General features: G+C 73.3%; 10 protein-coding genes and 3 pseudogenes. 4 read left to right on the top strand and 9 right to left on the bottom strand.

Features of this window, described 5'->3' with window-relative positions; all coding sequences use genetic code 11:
* Positions 1-39: 39 nt before the first annotated feature.
* From OG332_RS43940 to OG332_RS43930, 3 genes and pseudogenes are all read right to left on the bottom strand, one after another.
* Positions 40-558, bottom strand: a complete 519-nt coding sequence (locus tag OG332_RS43940; RefSeq protein WP_327418689.1) for a MarR family winged helix-turn-helix transcriptional regulator — start codon at positions 556-558, stop codon at positions 40-42.
* Positions 559-666: 108 nt separating this feature from the next.
* A pseudogene (locus tag OG332_RS43935) lies at positions 667-849 on the bottom strand (amidohydrolase); the annotation flags it as partial.
* 123 nt (positions 850-972) lie between these two features.
* On the bottom strand, positions 973-2,682 hold the full coding sequence (locus OG332_RS43930; protein WP_327418688.1) for a transposase: 1,710 nt from the start codon (positions 2,680-2,682) through the stop codon (positions 973-975).
* Positions 2,683-3,109: 427 nt separating this feature from the next.
* On the opposite strand from OG332_RS43930, the pseudogene OG332_RS48060 reads away from it, so the two are divergent.
* Positions 3,110-3,547: pseudogene (locus OG332_RS48060) on the top strand (transposase); the annotation flags it as partial.
* A gap of 174 nt (positions 3,548-3,721) precedes the next feature.
* On the opposite strand, the gene OG332_RS43920 reads toward OG332_RS48060, so the two are convergent.
* Together OG332_RS43920 and OG332_RS43915 are read right to left on the bottom strand one after the other, a co-directional pair.
* Positions 3,722-4,318, bottom strand: a complete 597-nt coding sequence (locus OG332_RS43920) for an HAD family hydrolase (RefSeq protein ID WP_327418686.1) — start codon at positions 4,316-4,318, stop codon at positions 3,722-3,724.
* A gap of 26 nt (positions 4,319-4,344) precedes the next feature.
* A complete protein-coding gene (locus tag OG332_RS43915) occupies positions 4,345-5,571 on the bottom strand; it encodes an MFS transporter (protein WP_327418685.1) in 1,227 nt (408 codons plus the stop codon).
* A gap of 167 nt (positions 5,572-5,738) precedes the next feature.
* On the opposite strand from OG332_RS43915, the gene OG332_RS43910 reads away from it, so the two are divergent.
* Both OG332_RS43910 and gdhA read left to right on the top strand, forming a co-directional pair.
* Complete coding sequence (locus OG332_RS43910) at positions 5,739-6,506, top strand: DeoR/GlpR family DNA-binding transcription regulator (RefSeq protein ID WP_327418684.1); 768 nt, start codon at positions 5,739-5,741, stop codon at positions 6,504-6,506.
* A 424-nt stretch (positions 6,507-6,930) separates the two neighbouring features.
* Positions 6,931-8,286 (top strand): NADP-specific glutamate dehydrogenase, encoded by a 1,356-nt coding sequence (gene gdhA / locus OG332_RS43905; protein ID WP_327418683.1) that lies wholly within the window; start codon positions 6,931-6,933, stop codon positions 8,284-8,286.
* Between the two features lie 132 nt (positions 8,287-8,418).
* Here the strand turns inward: gdhA and OG332_RS43900 are convergent, their stop codons facing one another.
* The gene (locus tag OG332_RS43900; RefSeq protein WP_327418682.1) at positions 8,419-8,766 is read right to left on the bottom strand and encodes a hypothetical protein; all 348 of its coding nucleotides are present in this window, start codon (positions 8,764-8,766) and stop codon (positions 8,419-8,421) included.
* A gap of 78 nt (positions 8,767-8,844) precedes the next feature.
* Entirely contained in the window at positions 8,845-9,297 is a 453-nt protein-coding gene (locus tag OG332_RS43895) for a DUF6069 family protein (RefSeq protein ID WP_327418681.1), read from the bottom strand.
* Positions 9,298-9,515: 218 nt separating this feature from the next.
* On the opposite strand from OG332_RS43895, the gene OG332_RS43890 reads away from it, so the two are divergent.
* The gene (locus tag OG332_RS43890) at positions 9,516-10,085 is read left to right on the top strand and encodes a GNAT family N-acetyltransferase (protein WP_327418680.1); all 570 of its coding nucleotides are present in this window, start codon (positions 9,516-9,518) and stop codon (positions 10,083-10,085) included.
* On the opposite strand, the pseudogene OG332_RS43885 reads toward OG332_RS43890, so the two are convergent.
* Both OG332_RS43885 and OG332_RS43880 read right to left on the bottom strand, forming a co-directional pair.
* Positions 10,074-10,529 (bottom strand): annotated as a pseudogene (locus OG332_RS43885) (transposase); the annotation flags it as partial. The gene OG332_RS43890 and the pseudogene OG332_RS43885 sit on opposite strands and share 12 nt — an antisense overlap.
* Before the next feature lie 370 nt (positions 10,530-10,899).
* Positions 10,900-19,293 (bottom strand): SDR family NAD(P)-dependent oxidoreductase, encoded by an 8,394-nt coding sequence (locus tag OG332_RS43880; protein ID WP_327418679.1) that lies wholly within the window; start codon positions 19,291-19,293, stop codon positions 10,900-10,902.
* Positions 19,294-19,331 lie beyond the last annotated feature (38 nt).

Below are 19,331 nucleotides of genomic sequence, written 5' to 3'. Positions count from 1 at the left end.
CCCTGCCCGGAGGCGGGGCCAAATCGGCCGGGAGTCGGATCAGTCGGTGCTCAAGGCCGTACTGCCCCGCACCACACGGGCGAGCAGATCGAGGAACACCGCGCGCTCCTCGACGGAGAGCCCGCCCACCATCGCCTCCAGCCGCCCGAAATGCTCGGGCGCCAGGTCGCGCAGGCGCTGCGCACCGCGCGCCGTGAGGATGGCCACCGTGCCGCGGCCGTCCTCCGCGGACGGGCGCCGGGCGATCAGGCCTTCGCGCTCGAGGCCGTCCAGCAGACCGGTCACCGTGGCCCTGGAGACGTCGAGGTCGGCCGCGAGACGCGAAGGCGACTTCTCCCCGCCGTGGGCTTCGAGGTCGGCGAGCAGGCGGTAGCGACCCGTCGACAGGCCGAACCTGGCGAAGTGCGCCTCGGCCGCCCGCCCCACCCTCGCGCCGGCGGAGATCAGCCGCACCGCGACCAGTACCGCCTGGAGATCGGCCTGCAGGCCGTAGCGCTCGACCTGCCACCTCGCCTGCTCCAGAGTGGGCAGCTCGTCGTCGACCTCGTCCCTCGTCATGTCAGTAATATGGCAGCTAACTACCTCGTTGACAAGACGCCACGCCGGTCGCCTCCGGCGTCAGCCTGACCGGTGCCCCGCGGGCCCGCCGGCAGACGCCCGTTTCGCCTCCCCGGGCTTGACCATCTCGGTCCAGCGCTTCAGGTCGGCGAGCTCCTGACCGGCCGTCTGCGGGAACAGGTGGTAGGCGATCCGGAGGGTCAGCTCCCCCGACCGGGCGAGGTCGACGACCGTGGCGTAGTTGTCGGGGAAGTTCTGGAACCCGCCGGCGGCGTCGACCGCGGAGGTCAGGGGTCCTTTCGGAGCAGTCGGTACGGCGCCCGCCGCGTTCACGGCTGGGCACACCCCGAAAGTACGACCGCCACCACCGACCGACTTTGCTCCCTGCGCCGACTCTGTTGCTCAATTCCGGGGTCAGGCTGTGAGCTGGTAGCCGAGGCGAGCGAGGCGGCCGGTTCGGGGTGGGGTGTCCGTGGTGGTCCAGTGGGCGTCGAGGCGGACGATGTTGATCGCGGTGGCGGAGAACGTGTGTTGGAGGCGGACCTTCGGGAGGCCGCGGTAGCGGGCCCTGCGCAGGCCAGTGAGGTCGAGGGCCTGGTTGATGGTTCCCTCGATGCCCGAGCGCAGGGCGTACTTGTCCTTCCAGGTCCGGGACTTCTGCTCGGCGCGGGCCGTGGTCAGGGCAGCGTGGAGGTGTTCGGGGTAGAGGGTGAGCATCCGGTTGCCGCGCCGGGACCGGGTGCACAGCTTCAAGACGGGGCACTCGCGGCAGTCGGAGCGGGCGAACTCGACGACGATGGCGTCGCGTCCGTGCTGTTTCACCGGGTGCCACCCGGTGCTGGTGCGGCCTTCGGGGCAGGTGGCCTGGCGTGTCTTCCAGTCGATGCCGAAGGCGTTCTTGTCATAGCCGGCGGCCGCCTTGGCCTGGGGCGAGTGGTCCAGGAGCACGGGGGTGACCATGATGATGCCCTGCCCTGCGGCCTGGGTGATCAGGTCGGCCGAGGGGTAACCGGAGTCGAGGTAGTGCTCGGCCGGCTTCAGGCCGCGGGCGGTGAGCGCGGCCTGGACGGTGGCGGTCGCCTTCACGTCCGGGACGGTGGCCACCGTGGTCAGCACATCCGTGATCAGGTTCACCGCCCGGACCGGCTCCTGCCTCCCCACCGCCCCGGCTTCGGCTTCGGCTTCGGCTTCGGCTTCGGCTTCGGCTTCGGCTTCGGCTTCGGCTTCGGCTTCGGCTTCGGCTTCGGCTTCGGCTTCGGCTTCGGCGGGAGTGTCGCAGGTCTCGGTGAGGTGGACCTTGTAGCCCAGCCAGAACAGATCCTCGCCCTTGGCCGCCCAGCGCGCGTCGGCGTCATAGGGCGAGGCGAGGCGGAGATGACCGGGCGGAACGCCGTCCGTGTCGGCCTCCCGCTTCCTGACCACCTCCCGCCCGCGCGTATCGGTGCTGATCACGTACGTCTGGACCAGGACCTGCCGCAGCAGGGCGACCGGCTCGATCTCCCGCAGCCACCCGGGCGCCCCCGGTGCCCAGACCGCCCGGCACAGGGCCAGCGCATCCTGCCCGAAGACCAGCGCGAGCCGCTCCCGCTTCGTCTTCGAGGCCGGAAGCGTCCAGCCCTCAATCCGCTGCCCGTAGCGGTGGGCGAGTTCGGGCACGTCTACCACGCTGGCCAGCCAGGACGGCGCGGCCGCCGCGAGGGCTTCCAGCGCGGCCCGCACGCTCTCCCCGGCCAGCTCCAGCCGGTTCAGGTCCCGCACCGCGCTGATCACATGGGTCGCGTCCGTGCGCTGCTTCCCGCCCGCCGCCACCAGCCCCGCCTCCCGGCAGTGCTCCAGCAACTTCTCGAAGACCACCCGCTCCATGTCATGCTCGACCAGCCGGGCCCGGAACTTCGACAGCACGCTGAAGTCGAACCCCGGATCCTCCAGCTCCACCCCGAGCGCGTACTTCCAGTCGATCGCCCGCACCGCCATCACCGCGGCCTGCCGGTCGGTCAGGTTCTCCGCGAACTGCAAGACCGTGACCAGCGACAACACCCCCGGCGACAATCCCGGGGCCCCACGAACCCCGAACGCCTCGACGAACGGCTCGTCCGCGAACACCTCACCGAGCCGATCCCGCACCCGTATCGGCAGACTCCCCTTCGGGAAAGCGGCCCGGGCCACCCGCGCCGTCCGTTCCGGCACTGGCGGCAACCCGCTCGACCGCAGCGACATCCACATCACCCCCACGGCCGCACGACAGGGAAGCGACCGCACGATAGATCATCACGCACCAACCGAACCACGCAGCCGGAATTGAGCAACAGAGTCTGCGCCCAGGAGTTGGCACGACAGCGCACTACCTGCTCAGGAGGGAGTGTCATGAATCAGGTGGGCACTTGCTCAGAAGGGACCCCTGATGGACGCGGAGAACGGTCACCTGATCGAGGACGCTGACGGCGTGTCGGTTGCGGTGTTCGACAGGGACGTTGACGGTGCCGGTGTGACATCGAAGACGACGGCGGCGAGCCGGGAAGCGGCGGCCGCGCACGGGCTGAGCCCCGGGCTGATGGACGAGCTGGCCGAGCTCGCCGCCGGCAAGGTCCGCGACGGCGGGCTCAGGCTGATGGGCGAGGGCGGCCTGCTGGTCGAGCTCACCCGGCACCTGATGCAGGCCGCCGTCGAGGCGGAGATGGACCTGCACCTGGCCGAGGAGGCCGGCCGCACCGGCGGCCGGGGCTCGCGCTCGGGCGGCAACGCCCGCAACGGCCACCGGTCCCGGAAGGTGATGACGGAGGTCGGCAGTGTGACGGTGCAGGTCCCCCGGGACCGGCTGGGCACCTTCACCTCCGGCCTGCTGCCGAAGTACGCGCGCCGCACCGGCGGCCTGGAGGAGATGGTCCTCTCGCTGACCGCGAAGGGGCTCACCTCCGGGGAGATCGTCGCGCATCTCGCCGAGACGTACGGCATGGAGACCTCCAAGGAGACGGTCTCCACCATCACCGACATTCGGAGGCACAACCCGGGGCACCGCCGTCGGCAAGGGCCCATCACCCCCGCCGACCGGTACGAACACCCCCGAACACCCAGTCCTCCGCCCGATCCGAGGCTCCACCACCCAGGCTGGGGTTCGGCGCCGGAGAATGTGTGCGCACGGCGGCCAGGGCGCCCGCGGCACCGGCTACGCCGCCTCGAGCACGTCCCGCAGCACTTCGGGCGAGGTGAACACATGTCCCTGTAGGCCCAGTCGGCAGGCCGCGTGCACGTTCTCGGACCGGTCGTCGACGAACAGGATCTCCTGGGGCGGCAGTCCGAGCTCGCGGATGCACCACTCGTAGGCGGCGGGCTCGGGCTTGGCGCTGCCGATCCGGCAGGACAGTCCGCGGACCGCGAACCGCTCCAGCCACGGATGGGTGGCCTCGTACAGGACGGCGAGGTCCTCGGGGATGTTGGAGAGGAGGCCGAGCACGATTCCCCTGTCGGCGAGGAGGCCGAGCAGGTCCACGGTGCGGTGGTCGGTCTCGCTCCAGCCGGCGAGGTCGGCGGCGGTCAGTTCATCGGTCAGCCGCCGGTCGCACCGGATGCCCAGTTGTGCGCAGACCGCTCGCCAGTAGCCGGGCCCCGTGACCTCGCCGCGGTCGTAGGGGGGCCGCTGTGACCAGTACGCCGCCCAGAACTGGTCTGGGTCGCCGCCGGCCGTGCGTTCCAGGACGGCCATGGACTCGGGCGACGGGACACGCGCGATGACACCGAACATGTCGAAGAGGACGGCTTTCATCCTTCGGTTCCTCACGTTCTACGGGTTCAGAGTGTGGTGACGGAGTCCGTACGCGCGGGGTCGCGCGGCCCGGGCGCGCCGGCGGGGTCGGGGGCGTTGCGGCGCAGCCACAGGCTCAGCACGCCGCAGACGACGGCGAGCAGGAACAGCAGCAGCGGCACCGTCTTGACCTCCATCGCGTCGATGACGGCACCCAGGAGGGGCGGGAACGCCACCCCGCCGATCATCGAGGCGGCGATCACATAGGCGCCGGCGGCGGCCACCCCGGGCACCGCACGGTTCAGCCAGGGCAGACAGGTCGGGAAGATCGGCGCGATCATCAGGCCGACGCCGAAGTACGCGTACGGGGCGAGAGCCGGGACCGTCGCCAGCAGGAGGAAGCCGGCCATGCCGACGCAGCAGACGAGGAGGATCGACTGCGCGGACCAGCGCAGGCTGATCGGCGCGGCGACGAACCGGCCGATGGTCATGGCGGCCCAGTAGGCGGAGGTCGCGGTCGCGGCGGTGGCGGCGCCGTATCCGACGGCTTCGAGGTGGGTGGGCTCCCAGCCGCCGACGCCGGTCTCGATGGCGACGTGCAGGACGTAGATCCCGATGAACACCCCGATGATCGGAAGCACCCGGCCGCCGTCTGCCGAGGCGCCCCCCACGGGGGCGGGAGCGGGCTCCCGGGCGGCCACCCCGCCGAGAGTGAAGAGGATCAGCAGGCTGATCACGCCTGTGCCGACGAAGATCTGCGGGTAGCTGTCCGCCCCGAGCCAGCCGACCAGGGCGGGGCCGGCGATCGCGCCGATGCCGAAGTGCCCGTTCAGCAGGTTGAGCATGGCGGTGCTGCGGTGCCCGAAGCCGACGGCGAAGAGCTGGTTGAGACCGTAATCGATGCCGCCGAAGCCCAGACCGATGACGGACGTGCCGGCGAGGGCGAGGGCCCAGTTCGGGGAGAAGGCGAACACGGCCGTGCCGACGGCCATGAGCAGGTAGGAGCCGCCGAGCAGCACCCGGTTGCTCAGGCGGCTCCGCAGGACGTGGTAGACGAGCACCCCGAGGAGGGCGCCGACGAAGTGCGCGCTGAGGCTCAGCCCGGCCACGGCCGGGCTGATGCCGTACTCGTCGCGCAGGGCCGGGATCGCCGGACCGTAGAGCGCCTGGAGTGCGCCGATCACCACGAACGCCAGGCACGAGGCGATGATCGCGACGGTGGTGAGGAGGGGTTTCTCCCCTTCTGACAGATCGGGCCCCCTGGTGGCGGTCATGGATCTCCTCATCGGTCATGGCTGAATGAACACGATCAACGTTCAGAGCGGCAGAAAGTTCACACTACTTCGATCACGCTACACACTCAGAATGTTCGTTTCAACAGTCTGGATGTGCGGAATGCTCAACCAGACGTCCCGCGGCCCCATGTGCTAAAAGCAGACACATGAACGTGATGGAGAGGCACAAGTTCGTCGTGGGACTGCTGATGCAGCAGAACCGCGCGACGGTGGCCGAGCTGGCCCAGGCCACCGGGGCATCCGAGATGACCATCCGCCGCGACCTGGAGGTACTGGAGTCCCGGGGAGCGCTGCGCCGGGTGCGCGGCGGCGCCGTGAGCAGCCTGCCCGGCGGCGTCGAGCCCCCCTACGCGATCCGGGCCATGTCCGGAGCGCAGGCCAAGGAGCGGCTCGCGCGCGCCGTCGTCGAACTGCTCACCGACGGCGAGACCGTCGCGCTGGACACGGGCACGACAGCTGTCGCCGTCGCCAAGGCCATGTCGGACCGCCAGTTCACCGTCGCACCCCTCTCACTGCACGCGGCCTTCGCCCTGTCCGCGCACCCCGGCATCCGGCTGGTGATGCCCGGCGGGCAGGTGCGCCCCGAGGAGCTGTCCTTCTACGGCCACGCACCTGTGCAGACCTTCAAGGACCTGTGCTTCGACACGTTCATCCTGGGCTGCTGCGGGGTGGACCCCGTCCAGGGCGCCACCGCCTACAACCTCGAAGACGTACAGGTGAAGCGGGCAGCGGTCGCCTCGGCCCAGCGCGTGATCCTCGTCGCGACCGCCGACAAGATCGGCCGTGCGGCACTGGGCCGCATCTGCTCCATGGAGGAGATCGCCCTCGTCGTCACGGACGCCCCCGCGGACTCCCCCGCGGTCGAAGCGCTCCGTGAGCAGGGCGTCGAGGTGGTCCACCCGGCAGACGACTGAGTCCGGCAGCCGACCCGGCGGGCGCAGCGTCAGCAGCTGCGACACCTCCAACCGCGAGATCCCGCCGTCCCTGGCGCGTCCGAGGCCAACGTGCCGGTCCGGTCCACCGGCGGTGACCGTTCCGTGGTCTGCCTGTGCGACTTCGGCGACGCTCGGGACGGCCGGTCGGTGACGCCCTGACACCCTGAGCCCGACTCGGCCGGCACACACCGGCGTGCGGGCGTTTTTTGTCCGCGGGACAGAAGCTTTGCCCAGGGCAGCGCCGTGCGCGGTAGCCTCCGCAAAGGGGCCGCCCTCCGGAAAACCTTTTCCGGAAGCGTGTGTTCGGAGGGCGCTGCACTCGGAATCGACCGGTACTCGCGGACCCGCGGGCACCATGCACCTGCCGTCGTCTGCGCACCGCGCACTCCCTGGAGGGACACACGTGAAGGACTCGAAGGACAGGCTGGAAGCACTGCGGGCCGAGATCGAGCGCCGCAACCCCGCGCAGCCCGAGTTCCACCAGGCCGTACGGGAGGTCCTCGAGACCCTGGCCCCCGTCTTCACCGCCCGGCCCGAGTACGCCGACCCGGCCGTGGCCCTGGTGGAGCGGCTCACCGAGCCCGAGCGGCAGATCCTCTTCCGCGTCCCGTGGCAGGACGACCGGGGCCGGGTCCACGTCAACCGCGGCTACCGCGTCGAGTTCAACAGTGCGCTCGGCCCGTACAAGGGCGGCCTGCGCTTCCACCCGTCGGTGGACATCAGTGTGGTGAAGTTCCTCGGCTTCGAGCAGATCTTCAAGAACGCCCTGACCGGCCTCGGGATCGGCGGCGGCAAGGGCGGCAGCGACTTCGACCCGCACGGCAGGTCGGACGCCGAGGTCATGCGGTTCTGCCAGTCCTTCATGACCGAGCTGCACCGGCACATCGGGGAGCACACCGACGTGCCCGCCGGGGACATCGGGGTCGGCGGCCGCGAGATCGGCTACCTCTTCGGCCAGTACCGGCGCATCACCAACCGCTGGGAGGCCGGCGTCCTGACCGGCAAGGGGCAGGGCTGGGGCGGCTCCGCGATCCGGCCGCAGGCGACCGGCTACGGCAGTGTGCTGTTCGCCGCCGAGATGCTGAAGGTCCGGGGCGAGGCGCTGGACGGGCTGACCGCGGTGGTCTCCGGCTCCGGCAACGTCGCGCTGTACACGATCGAGAAGCTCCAGCAGCTCGGCGCGAACCCGCTGACCTGCTCGGACTCCCAGGGCTACATCGTCGACGACAAGGGCATCGACCTCGCACTGCTCAAGCAGGTGAAGGAGGTCGAGCGCGGGCGCGTGAGCGAGTACGCGGAGCGGCGCGGATCCTCGGCGCGGTTCGTGCCCGGTGGGCGGGTCTGGGAGGTGCCGGCGGACGTCGCCTTCCCCTCCGCCACGCAGAACGAACTGGACGCGCAGGACGCCCGTACGCTCGTCGCGGGCGGGGTCAAGGCGGTCTCCGAGGGCGCCAACATGCCGACCACTCCCGAGGCCGTACGGATCCTGCAGGAGGCCGGGGTCGCGTTCGGGCCCGGCAAGGCCGCCAACGCGGGCGGGGTCGCGGTCAGCGCCCTCGAAATGAGCCAGAACGCCGGACGCGTGGCCTGGAGCGCGCAGCGGGTGGAGGACGAGCTCGCCGACATCATGCGCTCGATCCACGCCGTCGCCCACGAGACCGCCGAGCGGTACGGCGCCCCGGGCGACTACGTCACCGGCGCGAACATCGCCGGCTTCGAGCGGGTCGCGGACGCGATGCTGGCGCAGGGCGTCATCTGATCCGGCGATCATGCCGCGCCCGGATGAATCGGGCGGGCCTGCTCCGCTCGTGACCTGAGGGAGCGGCCCGGGACTTGCCTCCCCCCGGGCCGCTCTGCCGCGTCCTGCCTCCTCGCGGATGCGGCCGGCGCCTCAGGCGTAATAGCTGAGGATCACCAGCAGCCCCGTGCATTCTGCGAGGAGCTGGGTGGTGAGCGCGGCCTGCCGTACCTGGAGGGCGGGTGCGGCCAGGGCGACGGCGAACGCCACGGCGCCGATGCCGGTGCTCCAGACGAACAGCCACCCGGGCAGCCCCCCGGTGCACTGGACCCCGTGCGTGATGCAGCCCGACACCTGCACGGACGACAGGAGCACGATGCCTGCCGCCAGGCAGGCCGCGGGGAAGAGCGCGGCCGCCAGGCCGGCCCAGAAGCGGGAGCGGTCCCTTCGCGGGGCCGTCGCCCGGTCCGGGGAAGGTGCGGAGGTGGAGGCTGTGTTCATGCCCTGATCCAACAGGGCCCTCAGGCGTGGCACAGCCCGTCCGGCTACTCACCGGCACGTGCGCACGTACTCACCCCGTCAATGGTTGCGGCGGTGGAGCTTCAGGGTGGTGACGACCGCCACGCCGAGGGTGATGTGCATGAGGGACAGGGCTACGACGGTGCCGCCGTCGGCGTCGGACGACAACGGGCCGGCAACCGACAACAGTGCCAGCCCACCGCCCACGTACTGCGCGATCCGCAGGAAGACCGGCTTCCACAGGGCCATCAAGAGGGCAGCGCCCGTCCCGACGACCAGCGGGACGACGGAGCCGCCGATGACGCCCCCGACCGTGATCGGGTGCTCTTCGCCGCCATCGACGACGATGAGCGAGGCACCGGCCAGCCGGGCGACGGCAAGAACGATCAGATTGACCACGGCCGCCCCGACCGCGCCGGCCACCAGCACCTTCCACCAGGAGGGGCCGGACCGGTGGACCGAGGGTGCGGCGGGCACAGCGGGGCCGGAATCTGGAACGGCACTGCTCGACATGAGACTTCCTCCAACGTGTGAACTGCTGCGCTGCCCTACGGCCAGCGGCACACGGAGAAGCCTCCAACCCGAACCTCACTTGAGGTCAAGCCCCGTCCCGGCCCTGCGAGGTCAGACCGAACCGGGTGGTCCTTGACCGGCTGTCGCCCCCGCTCCGCCAACTGCGACGATCGCCAATTCGATTGCCGCCGGCCGGCCCGGTCGGATAGGAACCTTGCATGCTAAGGGGCAGCAAGGTCGGGCTCAGGGCCCGGCACGAGGACGACATCCCGATCCTGCAGGCCGAACTCCACGACGACGTGGTCAACTACTCGCGGTCCGAACTCCGGCCGTGGCGGCCGATCACGCCCGGCTCGAAGGAGTCGCGGCTGGTGGTGGACGACGACGAGCAGGAGCACGTCTCGTTCTCCGTCGTGGAGCTGGACGGCGGCACGCTGGTCGGCACGGCGACGCTGTGGGGCATCGACGACCACAACCGGTCCGCGCACATCGGGCTGGGGCTGCGGCCGGCCTCTCGCGGCAAGGGCTACGGCACCGACGTGGTCGCGGTGATGTGTCACTACGGCTTCATCGTGCGCGGCCTGCAGCGGCTGCAGATCGAGACGCTGTCCGACAACGCCGCGATGCTGCGCTCCGCCGAGCGCAACGGCTTCGTCCGCGAGGGAGTGCTGCGCTCCTCGGCCTGGGTGATGGGCGAGTTCATGGACGACGTGCTGCTCGGGCTCCTCGCCCAGGACTGGAAGCCGGACTCGAAGGGCCGGGCCGTTTCCTTCGGATCACCGCGCTGACCAGATGGAGATGGCTGCGAGGTGGAGTCCGGCGAGGCAGCTGCCGGCGGTCTTGTCGTATCTGGTGGCCCGGCCGCGCCATTGCTCGAGCTTTTGATGCACCGCTCGACGGTGCTCCGCTGCTTGTAAGCCCCGCGGCCGAAGGCCGGTGGGCGGCCGCCGAAGCGCCCGAGGCGTTTGCGTCTGGTCGGCGGGCTGCGGGATCACCGCGCGGATCCCGCGCCGCCGCGGATGGCGGCGGATCGCCCGGGACGAGCAGGCCTTGTCGGCGAGGACCGCAGCGGGTGTCGTCCGCGGTCTGCCGACCGGCCGAGGCACGCGGATCCGGGCCGTGACGCGCTCGAACGCGGGTGCGTCACCGGCCTGGCCCGGCGTGAGGACGAACGCCAGAGGCCGGCAACGGCCGTCCGCCGCGAGGTGGATTTTCGTGGTCAGTCCGCCGCGGGATCGTCCGAGGGCATGGTCGGCCGGCTCGCCGACCGGGGCCCTTTTCGACGGGCCCCGGCCGCGTGCTGGTGAGCGCGGACGATCGTGGAGTCAACCGCGACGACCCGGTCCAGGTCGCCCTCGGCATGGGCCTGGGGCGAGCAGGACGGTAAAGACCGTCTCCCACGTTCCGTCGACCGTCAAGGTGATGATCAAGGCCGAACCCGCCCCGTCACGGCTGAAGGGCGGTTCGGCTTCGCGGTGACCGCGATCAGCCTCGGCGGGTCGGACGTGACGGTTCCCAGTCAGCCGCATCTAGGCCGCCTGATGGGCGGGGCGCCGTACTGAGGGATCAGTACGGCGCCCCGCTGGCCCGGCCGCCGGCGGGTCAGGCAGGGGTCGCGCTCAGCTGCTCGACGACGAGGTCGGCCAGGACCTGCGGCGTCGGGCACTCGTAGAGGAGGTCCGCGGGCCACTCCAAGCCGGTCAACCGGGTCAGGTGGTCGCGCAGTTCGAGCGCGGTGACCGAGGTCAGGCCCATGTCGAAGAACTCGCCCTCGGCGTCGATCTCGGACGCGGACTCGTACCCGAGGACGGCGGCCGCGAGGCCCCGCACTCCGCCGAGCACGACCTCCGCCCACTCTGCGCGCGGGAGTCCCGCGAGGGCGGCCCGGAGTTCGAAGTCCTCGGGCTGCGGACCGCCGGGCTCGGGCTCCGGCTCCGGTTCGGGCTCCGGTTCGGGCTCGGGCTTCGGCTCGCGCTCCAGCTCGGGTTCCAGCTCCGGCTTGAGTTCGGGCTCCGGCTTCGGTTCGGGTTCGCGCGCCAGCTTCGGCTCGCGCTCCAGCTCGGGTTCCGGCTTCGGCTCCGGCTCCGGCTCCAGCTCGGGTTCCGGCTTCGGCTTGGGCTCGGGTTCCGGCTTCGGTTTGCGGGCCGTCGCTTCTTCTGCGGTCTCCTCGGGCTCCGCGGCCGGGGCGGGGTGCGTGACGTGCGCGGCGTCCAGGAGGCGTACGGCCGTCTCCTCGGTGGACATGGCCCGCCACAGCCCGCTCACCGCAGCCCTCGGGTCAAGGTCCGGGTGGACCGCTACGGCGAGCGAGGCTCCCGCTTCCCGCACGGCCTCCCCCACCGACACGACGGCCACCAGCGGCGCCGCCACGTCCTCGAACCCGCTGCCGGCCCGGACGATCGCCGCCGCGAGCCGTACGGTCCCCTCCGCATCCCCGAACTCCATGGCACCGGAGGGGCGGTCGGCACCTCCGGCCACCAGGCAGCGCGCCCCCGACCCGAGCACGGCGTCGACGGTCGCCGCGGTGAGCGCGTCCGCCGGGCCGGCCACCAGGACGTCCCCCTCGGGACGCCAGACGCCGGTCCGGCCCAGCGGCTCGTAGGCGCGTACGAACATGCCGTCCGGCTCGATCCGAGTCTCCCGGTACCCCTCGGCGACGGCCGCGCACAGGCGGCTGCGCGCGGGCGCGTCGAGCTCCTTCGGGAGGGTCACGGCGTGGTCGCAGGCGGGCTCCACGCCACCGTCGTCGACGAGGGCCCACCGGGGCACCCCCGCCTCGGCGACCGGTTCGGTCCCGGGCAGGGCCACCACGAGGTCCGGGCGCCCGGAACCGCCCGAGCGGACCCGGGCTCCATGCCGGACCAAGGTGCCCGCGACCGCGTCGGCCAGGTCCTCGTCGCCCGTGGAGGGGGCGAGCAGCAGGACGTCGTACGCGAGCTCGGGGGCGGGGCCGTCCGGCACCCGCTTCCACCGCGCCCCCTCCAGGACCGGCGCCGCCGCTCCGGAGCGCAGCCGGCCGAGGGCGTCGAGCACCTGGGCCGGTGTCTCGTCGCCCCGCAGGTTCAGCAGGTCGAGGGCGGCGCCGAGGTCGGCGCTCTCGACGGCCGACCAGAACGGATCGAGCGCGGGTGCCCGCTCCCCCGCCTCGGGTACGGGCAGGGGCGCGGGCGCGGCCTGCGCCACGACGGCCGGCTCGGGCCAGTAACGGCGGTCCTGGAAGGCGTACTTCGGAAGCCGCACCGGGGTCGTCGGCCGCCCGGCGTGGACGGCCGCCCAGTCCACCTCCACTCCGTGGGTGTGCAGGAGCCCCAGGGCCTCGACGGCGGTGCGCACGTCGTCGCGGTCGCGGCGCAGCAGTGAGACGGGGCGCACCGGGTGGCCGGGCAGGCACGTTTCGACGGCCGGCGCGAGGACGGTGTCGGGCCCCAGTTCCAGGAAGGCCGTGGCTCCGTTCCCATGGGCCTCGCGGACGGCGTCGAAGAAGCGCACGGGGCCGCGCAGTTGGTCCACCCAGTAGTCGGGGGTGTCCATCGTGTGGGCGGTGCGGACGGTGGAGACGACCGGGATCGCGGGCCGTCCGAAGCGGACTTCGGCGGCGGCCGCCCGGAACTCGGCGAGCGCCGGGTCCACGCGGGGCGAGTGGAAGGCGACGTCCACCTGCAGCCGGCGCGTGCGGTGCCCGCGCTCCGAGAGTTCCCGCGCCGCGGAGAGGACCTCCTCCTCGTCCCCGGACAGGACGACCGACCGGGGGCCGTTGACGGCGGCGATGCCCACGCGGTCGGCGTGGGCGTCCAGGACGGCGAGGACTTCCTCCTCCGTCGCCCGTACGGCCACCATCGCTCCCCCCGCGGGCAGTTCGCCGAGGACCCGGCCACGGACGGCGACCAGGGCGGCGGCGTCGGCGAGGGACATCAGGCCCGACACGCAGGCCGCCGAGAGCTCGCCGATGGAGTGCCCGATCAGGGAGTCGGGGGTGACGCCCCAGCTCGACAGCAGCCGGAACTGGGCCACTTGGAGGGCGAACAGGGCCGGCTGGGTGTATTCGGTGCGGTCCAGCAGTCCCTCCCGCTCGAAGACCGCTTCGCGCAGCGGGGTGTCGAGCCGGAAGAGCGCGGACACCTCGTCGAAGGCCTGCGCGTACACGGGGAAGGTTTCGTACAGGCCCCTTCCCATCGCGGGGAGCTGGCTGCCCTGCCCGGTGAAGAGCAGGGTGAGCCGCTGCCCGGCGGCGCGCGCCCGGCGCAGGCCGTCGGCCGTGCCGTCGGACGCCAGGGCCGTGAGGGCGGCGCGCCGCTGCCGTGCGTCGGCGCCGGTCACCATGGCCCGGTGGCGGTGGGCGGCCCGGGTGGTGGACAGGGCCCGCGCCACGGCGGGGAGGTCGGCGGTGTCCGACTCCAGCAGTCGCCCGGCCTGGCCGCGCAGGGCCTGCTCGGAGCGCGCCGACAGCAACCAGGGCACGCCGTCCAGTGCGGGCAGCGGGTCCGGGGCGTCCTCGGGGCTCGGTGCCTGCTCGATCAGCACGTGCACGTTGGTGCCGCTGATGCCGAAGGAGGAGACTCCCATGCGGCGCGGCCCGGTCTCCTCGGGCCATGGCTGCGCCCGGTCCAGCAGGGCGATGTCGCCGGCGGTCCAGTCGACGTGCGGGGAGGGCTCGTCGATGTGCAGGCTCCGGGGCAGCAGGCCGTTGCGGATGGACAGGACCGCCTTGATCACTCCCGCGATGCCGGCGGCCGCCTGGACGTGGCCCACGTTGGATTTCAGCGAGCCGAGCAGCAGCGGGGCCGGCCGGTCCTGGCCGTAGACCGCGAGGAGCGCCTGCGCCTCGATGGGGTCGCCGAGGGACGTGCCGGTGCCGTGCGCCTCGACGGCGGCGACGTCGGCGGGGAGCAGGCCGGCCGCGGCGAGCGCCGCGCGCATCACCTTCTCCTGGGCTGCGCCGTTGGGGGCGGTGAGGCCGTTGCTGGCGCCGTCGGAGTTGAGGGCGCTGCCGCGCAGTACGGCCAGCACTTCGTGCCCCTGGGCGCGGGCCCGGGAGAGGCGTTCGACGAGCACCACTGCGGCGCCCTCGCCCAGTGCGGTGCCGTCGGCCGCGGCCGCGAAGGGCTTGCACCGTCCGTCGGCGGCCAGTCCGCGCTGGCGGCTGAACTCGACGAAGGGCACCGGTGTGGACAGCACGGTCACCCCGCCGGCGAGCGCGAGGTCGCACTCCCCCGCCCGTACCGCCTGGGCGGCGAGGTGCAGGGCGGTCAGCGAGGAGGAGCAGGCCGTGTCGACGGTGACGGTCGGGCCTTCCAGCCCGTAGGTGTAGGCGACCCGTCCGGACAGGACGCCGCCGCCGACGCCCGGGGCGAGGAAGCCCTCGGCGGCGGCGTTCTCCAGGAGGCGGCCGTAGTCCTGATACATGGCGCCCACGAACACGCCCGTCCGGGTGCCGCGCAGCGAGGCCGGGTCGATGCCGGCGTCCTCGCAGGCCTCCCAGACGGTTTCCAGCAGGATCCGCTGCTGCGGGTCCATCACGACGGCCTCGCGGGGCGCCACCCCGAAGAAGGCGGCGTCGAAGGCGGTCGCGTCGGCCATGAAGCCGCCGTGCCGGGTGTACGTGGTGCCGGGGGCGGCCGGGTCGGGGTCGTAGAGGCGCTCCAGGGGCCAGCCCCGGTCGTCGGGGAACGGGCCGATGCCGTCGCGTTCGGAGACCAGCATCTCCCAGAGGTCGTCGGGTGTGCGGACGCCGCCGGGGAGCCTGCATCCGAGGCCGACGAGGACGACGGGGTCGTCCGCGTCGGCGGCCGGGGCGCGGACCGCGGGAGCGGCCGCCGGGGCCGTGCCCGCGAGGAGTTCGTCAAGGTGGCGGGCGACCGCCGCGGGGTTGGGGTGGCTGAAGACCAGGGTGGCCGGCAGGCGCAGGCCCGTGGCTCCGGCGAGCCGGTTGCGCAGTTCGACGGCGGCGAGCGAGCCGAAGCCGGCGTCCTTGAAGGCCCGGCCGGGGTCGACCGCCTCCGGCGAGGCGTGTCCGAGGACGGCGGCGGTGTGCCCGACGACCAGCTCGAGCAGGGTGCGCAGGCGCTCGGGGGCGGTCTTGCCGGCGAGGCGGGCCGCCAGTTCGGAGACGGCGGCGCCGCCCCCGAGCGCGGCGGTGCGGCGCGCCGGTTTCCCGGACAGGTCGCGCAGCGGCGCGGGGACGTCCTCACCTTGCGCCCGCAGGGCGCCGGGGTCGAGCCGGATCGGGGCGAGCACCGGCTCGTCCGAGGCCAGGGCGGCGTCCAGGGCGGCGAGGGCGTCCGCGGTCGGGAGCGGGTGGAAGCCGGAACGGCCCAGGCGGGCCCGGTCGACGCCGTCCGTCATGCCGCTGGTGGCGTCCCACAGGCCCCAGGCCAGGGAGATCCCGGGCAGGCCCTCGGCGTGGCGGCGGCGGGCCAGGGCGTCGAGGCCGGAGTTGGCGGCGGCGTAGTTGGCCTGGCCGAGGCCGCCGAGGATGCCCACGGCCGAGGAGAACAGCACCAGGCGTGCCTGGGGCAGCAGTTCGTGGAGGTGGAGCGCCGCGTCGAGCTTCGCCCCCAGCACGCGGTCGAGGCGTTCGGGGGTCAGTCCGGTCACCAGGCCGTCGTCGAGGACGCCGGCGGCGTGGACGACGGTCGTGAAGGAGGCTCCGCCGGCCAGTACCGCGAGGGCGGCGCGGTCGGTGACGTCGCAGGCGACGGCCCGGACCTGTGCCCCGGCCCCGGTCAGTTCCTCCGTGAGGGCGGCCATGCCGGGTGCCTCGGAGCCGCGTCGGCCGGCCAGCACCAGGTCGCGTACGCCGTGTGCGTGGACGAGGTGCCGGGCGACGAGCTGCCCCAGGGTTCCGGAGGCCCCGGTCACCAGGGTCCTGCCGAGCTCGCCGGTCCCCGCCGGAGCGGGGAGGGCGCGGACCAGCCGGGGCACGGTCGCGGTCCCGGACGTCAGGGTGAGCTGGGGCTCGTCCGTGGCGAGGGCGGCGGGGATCGCGGCGAGGGTGGTCCCGTCGAGGTCGGCCAGGTCCAGCACCCGGAAGCTGTCGGGGTGTTCGAGCTGGGCGGACCGTACGAGGCCCGCGACGGCGGCTTCCGCCACGTCGTGGTGGACCCGGCGGGTGACGAAGACGAGCCTGGACTCCGCGTGGCTCTCGTCCGCCAGCCAGTCGTGGACGAGGGTGAGCGCGCCGCGCACGGCCTCTCCGGGCTCGCCGGCCGGAACCGGCACCAGGACGTGGCGCGCGGGTTCCCGGGTGGGCTGCTTCCCCAGCTGCCGGGCGAGTTCCGGGTCGCGTACGGCGCAGTCCTCGTGCCCGCCGCCGGGCAGGGCCCGGGTCACCTGGTCGGGGCGCAGCAGGTCGCCCCGGTCGGGGCGGCCGAGGGCGCCCGCCGGAAGCTCGCGGAGCACGAGGGTGTCGACCGAGGCGACGGGTGCCCCGGTGGTGTCGGTGAGGGTGAGGCGGACGGCGTCGGGGCCCGCGGCGGACAGGGTCACGCGCACGGTGTCGGCGCCTGCGGCGTGGAAGCGCAGGCCCTGCCATTCGAAGGGCAGCGCGGGGCGGCGGCCGTCTCCCGTGGTGAGGAACCCGCCGAGGGCGACGGGGTGCAGGCACGCGTCGAGCAGGGCCGGGTGGAGGGTGAACGCGCCGGCCTGGTCGGCGTCGGGCAGTGCGACCTCGGCGTGGAGGTCCCCGTCGCGTCCGCGCCACAGCGCCCGCAGGCCGCGGAAGGCCGGGCCGTAGGCCAGGCCCGCGTCCTCCAGGGTCGCGTAGAGGGCTTCGACGTCCTGGGGTTCGGCGCCGGACGGCGGCCACGCTGTGGTGGCGGGCACCGGTTCGGCTGCGTCGGGCAGGAGCACGCCGGTGGCGTGTGTGGTCCAGTGGCCCGCCCCGGTGAGGGTGTGCAGGGTCAGTCCGCGCGAGCCGTCTTCGGCCGGGGCCGTGATGTCGACGCGCAGCCGGATGTCGCCCTCGTCGGGGAGGAGGACCGGTGTGAGCAGGGTGAGCTGGTCGACGGCGGCGCAGCCGGCCTCGTCCGCCGCCCGGGAGGCGAGCTCCGCGAGGGCCGCGCCCGGCAGGACCACCTGTCCTTCGACCGTGTGGTCGGCGAGCCAGGGTTGGGCGGCCAGGCCGAGCCGGCCGGTGAGTACCAGGCCCTCGGCGGCGGGCAGGGCGGCGCGCAGGACGGGGTGGTCGACCTCGTCGAGGCCCAGGGCGCCCGCGCCGCCGGCGCCGGGGCCCGGGCGCAGCCAGTACGGCTCGGTGAGGAAGGTGGTGGTGGGCAGGTCGATACGGCGGGCTTCGGGCCAGAGCGCGGACCAGTCGGGGCGTACGCCCTTCACGTACAGCTGGGCGAGGGCATGCAGCAGCTGCTCGGGGCCGCCCTCGTCGCGGCGCAGGGTGTGGGCGACGGCGGTGTCGGTGCCGAGCGCGTCGGCGGTCTCCTGTGCGCCGGTCGTGACCACCGGGTGGGGGCTGACCTCCAGCAGGGTGGTGCAGTCGCGCCGGACGAGGGCGGTGACGGCCTCGTCGAAGCGGACGGTCTCGCGCAGGTTCCGGTACCAGTAGTCGGCGTCGAAGGCGTCTGCGGCCTCGATCCAGCGGCCTTCCACGGAGGAGAAGAAGGGGATTTCGGGGGCGCGCGGCCTGACGGGGGCGAGGGCCTCCAGGACCTGCGCGCGGACGCCTTCCACGTGCGCGCTGTGCGAGGCGTAGTCCACGTCGACGCGCCGGGCCCGTACGCCGTCCTCCTCACAGGCGGCGAGGAGTTCGTCGAGGGCGTCGGTGTCGCCGGAGACGACCACGGAGGCCGCGCCGTTGACGGCGGCCAGCGACAGCCTGCCGTCCCAGCGGCGGAGCCGGTCGCGCGCCTCGTCGGCGGGCAGTGCGAGGGACATCATGCCGCCGCGGCCCGAGAGGGTGGTCAGGGCCCGGCTGCGCAGGGCGACGACGCGGGCGGCGTCCTCGAGGGTGAGGGCGCCGGCCACGCAGGCGGCGGCGATCTCGCCCTGGCTGTGTCCGGCGACGGCGGCCGGGCGGACGCCGAGGGAGCGCCACGCCTCGGCGAGGGCGACCATGACGGCGAACAGGGCGGGCTGGACGACGTCGACCCGGTCCAGGTCCTGTTCCCCGCGCAGGACGGCGGTCAGCTCGAAGTCCACGTGGGGGGCCAGGGCGGTCTCGCACTGGGCTATCCGTTCCCGGAACACCGCGTTGGTGTCCAGCAGCCGCACGGCCATGTCCCGCCACTGCGAACCCTGGCCGGGGAAGAGGAAGGCCACGCCGCCGCTCTGCCCGGTGGTCCCTTCGACGACGGTGGGCGAGGGCCGGCCGGCGGCCAGGTCGTCCAGTGCGGCGAGGAGTTCGGCGCGGTCGCCGCCGAGGACGACCGCGCGGTGCTCGTGCGAGGCGCGCGTGGTGGCCAGGGAGAGGGCCACGTCCTCGGGGCGCGGTTCGTGCGGGTGCCCGGTCAGGAAGGCGGTGAGGGTGGCGGCCTGGGCGCGCAGTGCGGCGTCGGAGCGGGCGGACAGGGTCCAGGCCAGGGGGCCGGGCCCGGCGGGCGATGTCGCGGGGCGCTCGGCGCTCGCCGCGTCCGTCGGCCGGTCGTCGTGCCGTTCGGCGGTCCGGTCGTCCACCGGCAGCGGAGGTTCCTCGAGGATCACGTGGGCGTTGGTGCCGCTGACCCCGAAGGAGGACACGGCGGCCCGGCGGGGTTCCGTCCCGGCGGGCCAGGGTGCGTCCTCGGTGAGGAGTTCCACACCGCCCGCCGACCAGTCCACGTACGGGGTCGGGGCGTCGAGGTGCAGGGTCCGGGGCAGTACCCCGTGCCGCATGGCCATGACCATCTTGACGATCCCGGCGACGCCGGCAGCCGCCTGGGTGTGCCCCAGGTTGGACTTGACCGATCCCAGGCGCAGCGCCCGGGTGCGCTGCCTGCCGTAGGCGGCGAGCACGGCCTGGGCCTCCACCGGGTCGCCGAGGGGGGTGCCGGTGCCGTGTGCCTCCACCGCGTCGACCTGCTGGGGGGGGTCAGGCCGGCGTCGAC

Source organism: Streptomyces sp. NBC_01233 (assembly GCF_035989305.1).
Taxonomy (GTDB): domain Bacteria; phylum Actinomycetota; class Actinomycetes; order Streptomycetales; family Streptomycetaceae; genus Streptomyces.
Note: the sequence above shows the minus strand (reverse complement) of the source record. Positions and strands in the feature narration are given on the sequence as shown.

What these genes read in the sequence shown, in the direction of transcription:
- OG332_RS43915 (WP_327418685.1), bottom strand. Translation starts at nt 5,571, where the DNA reads ATGACCGCCACCAGGGGGCCCGATCTGTCAGAAGGGGAGAAACCCCTC.
- OG332_RS43895 (WP_327418681.1), bottom strand. Translation starts at nt 9,297, where the DNA reads ATGTCGAGCAGTGCCGTTCCAGATTCCGGCCCCGCTGTGCCCGCCGCA.
- OG332_RS43890 (WP_327418680.1), top strand. Translation starts at nt 9,516, where the DNA reads ATGCTAAGGGGCAGCAAGGTCGGGCTCAGGGCCCGGCACGAGGACGAC.
- OG332_RS43940 (WP_327418689.1), bottom strand. Translation starts at nt 558, where the DNA reads ATGACGAGGGACGAGGTCGACGACGAGCTGCCCACTCTGGAGCAGGCG.
- OG332_RS43900 (WP_327418682.1), bottom strand. Translation starts at nt 8,766, where the DNA reads ATGAACACAGCCTCCACCTCCGCACCTTCCCCGGACCGGGCGACGGCC.
- OG332_RS43920 (WP_327418686.1), bottom strand. Translation starts at nt 4,318, where the DNA reads ATGAAAGCCGTCCTCTTCGACATGTTCGGTGTCATCGCGCGTGTCCCG.
- OG332_RS43910 (WP_327418684.1), top strand. Translation starts at nt 5,739, where the DNA reads ATGAACGTGATGGAGAGGCACAAGTTCGTCGTGGGACTGCTGATGCAG.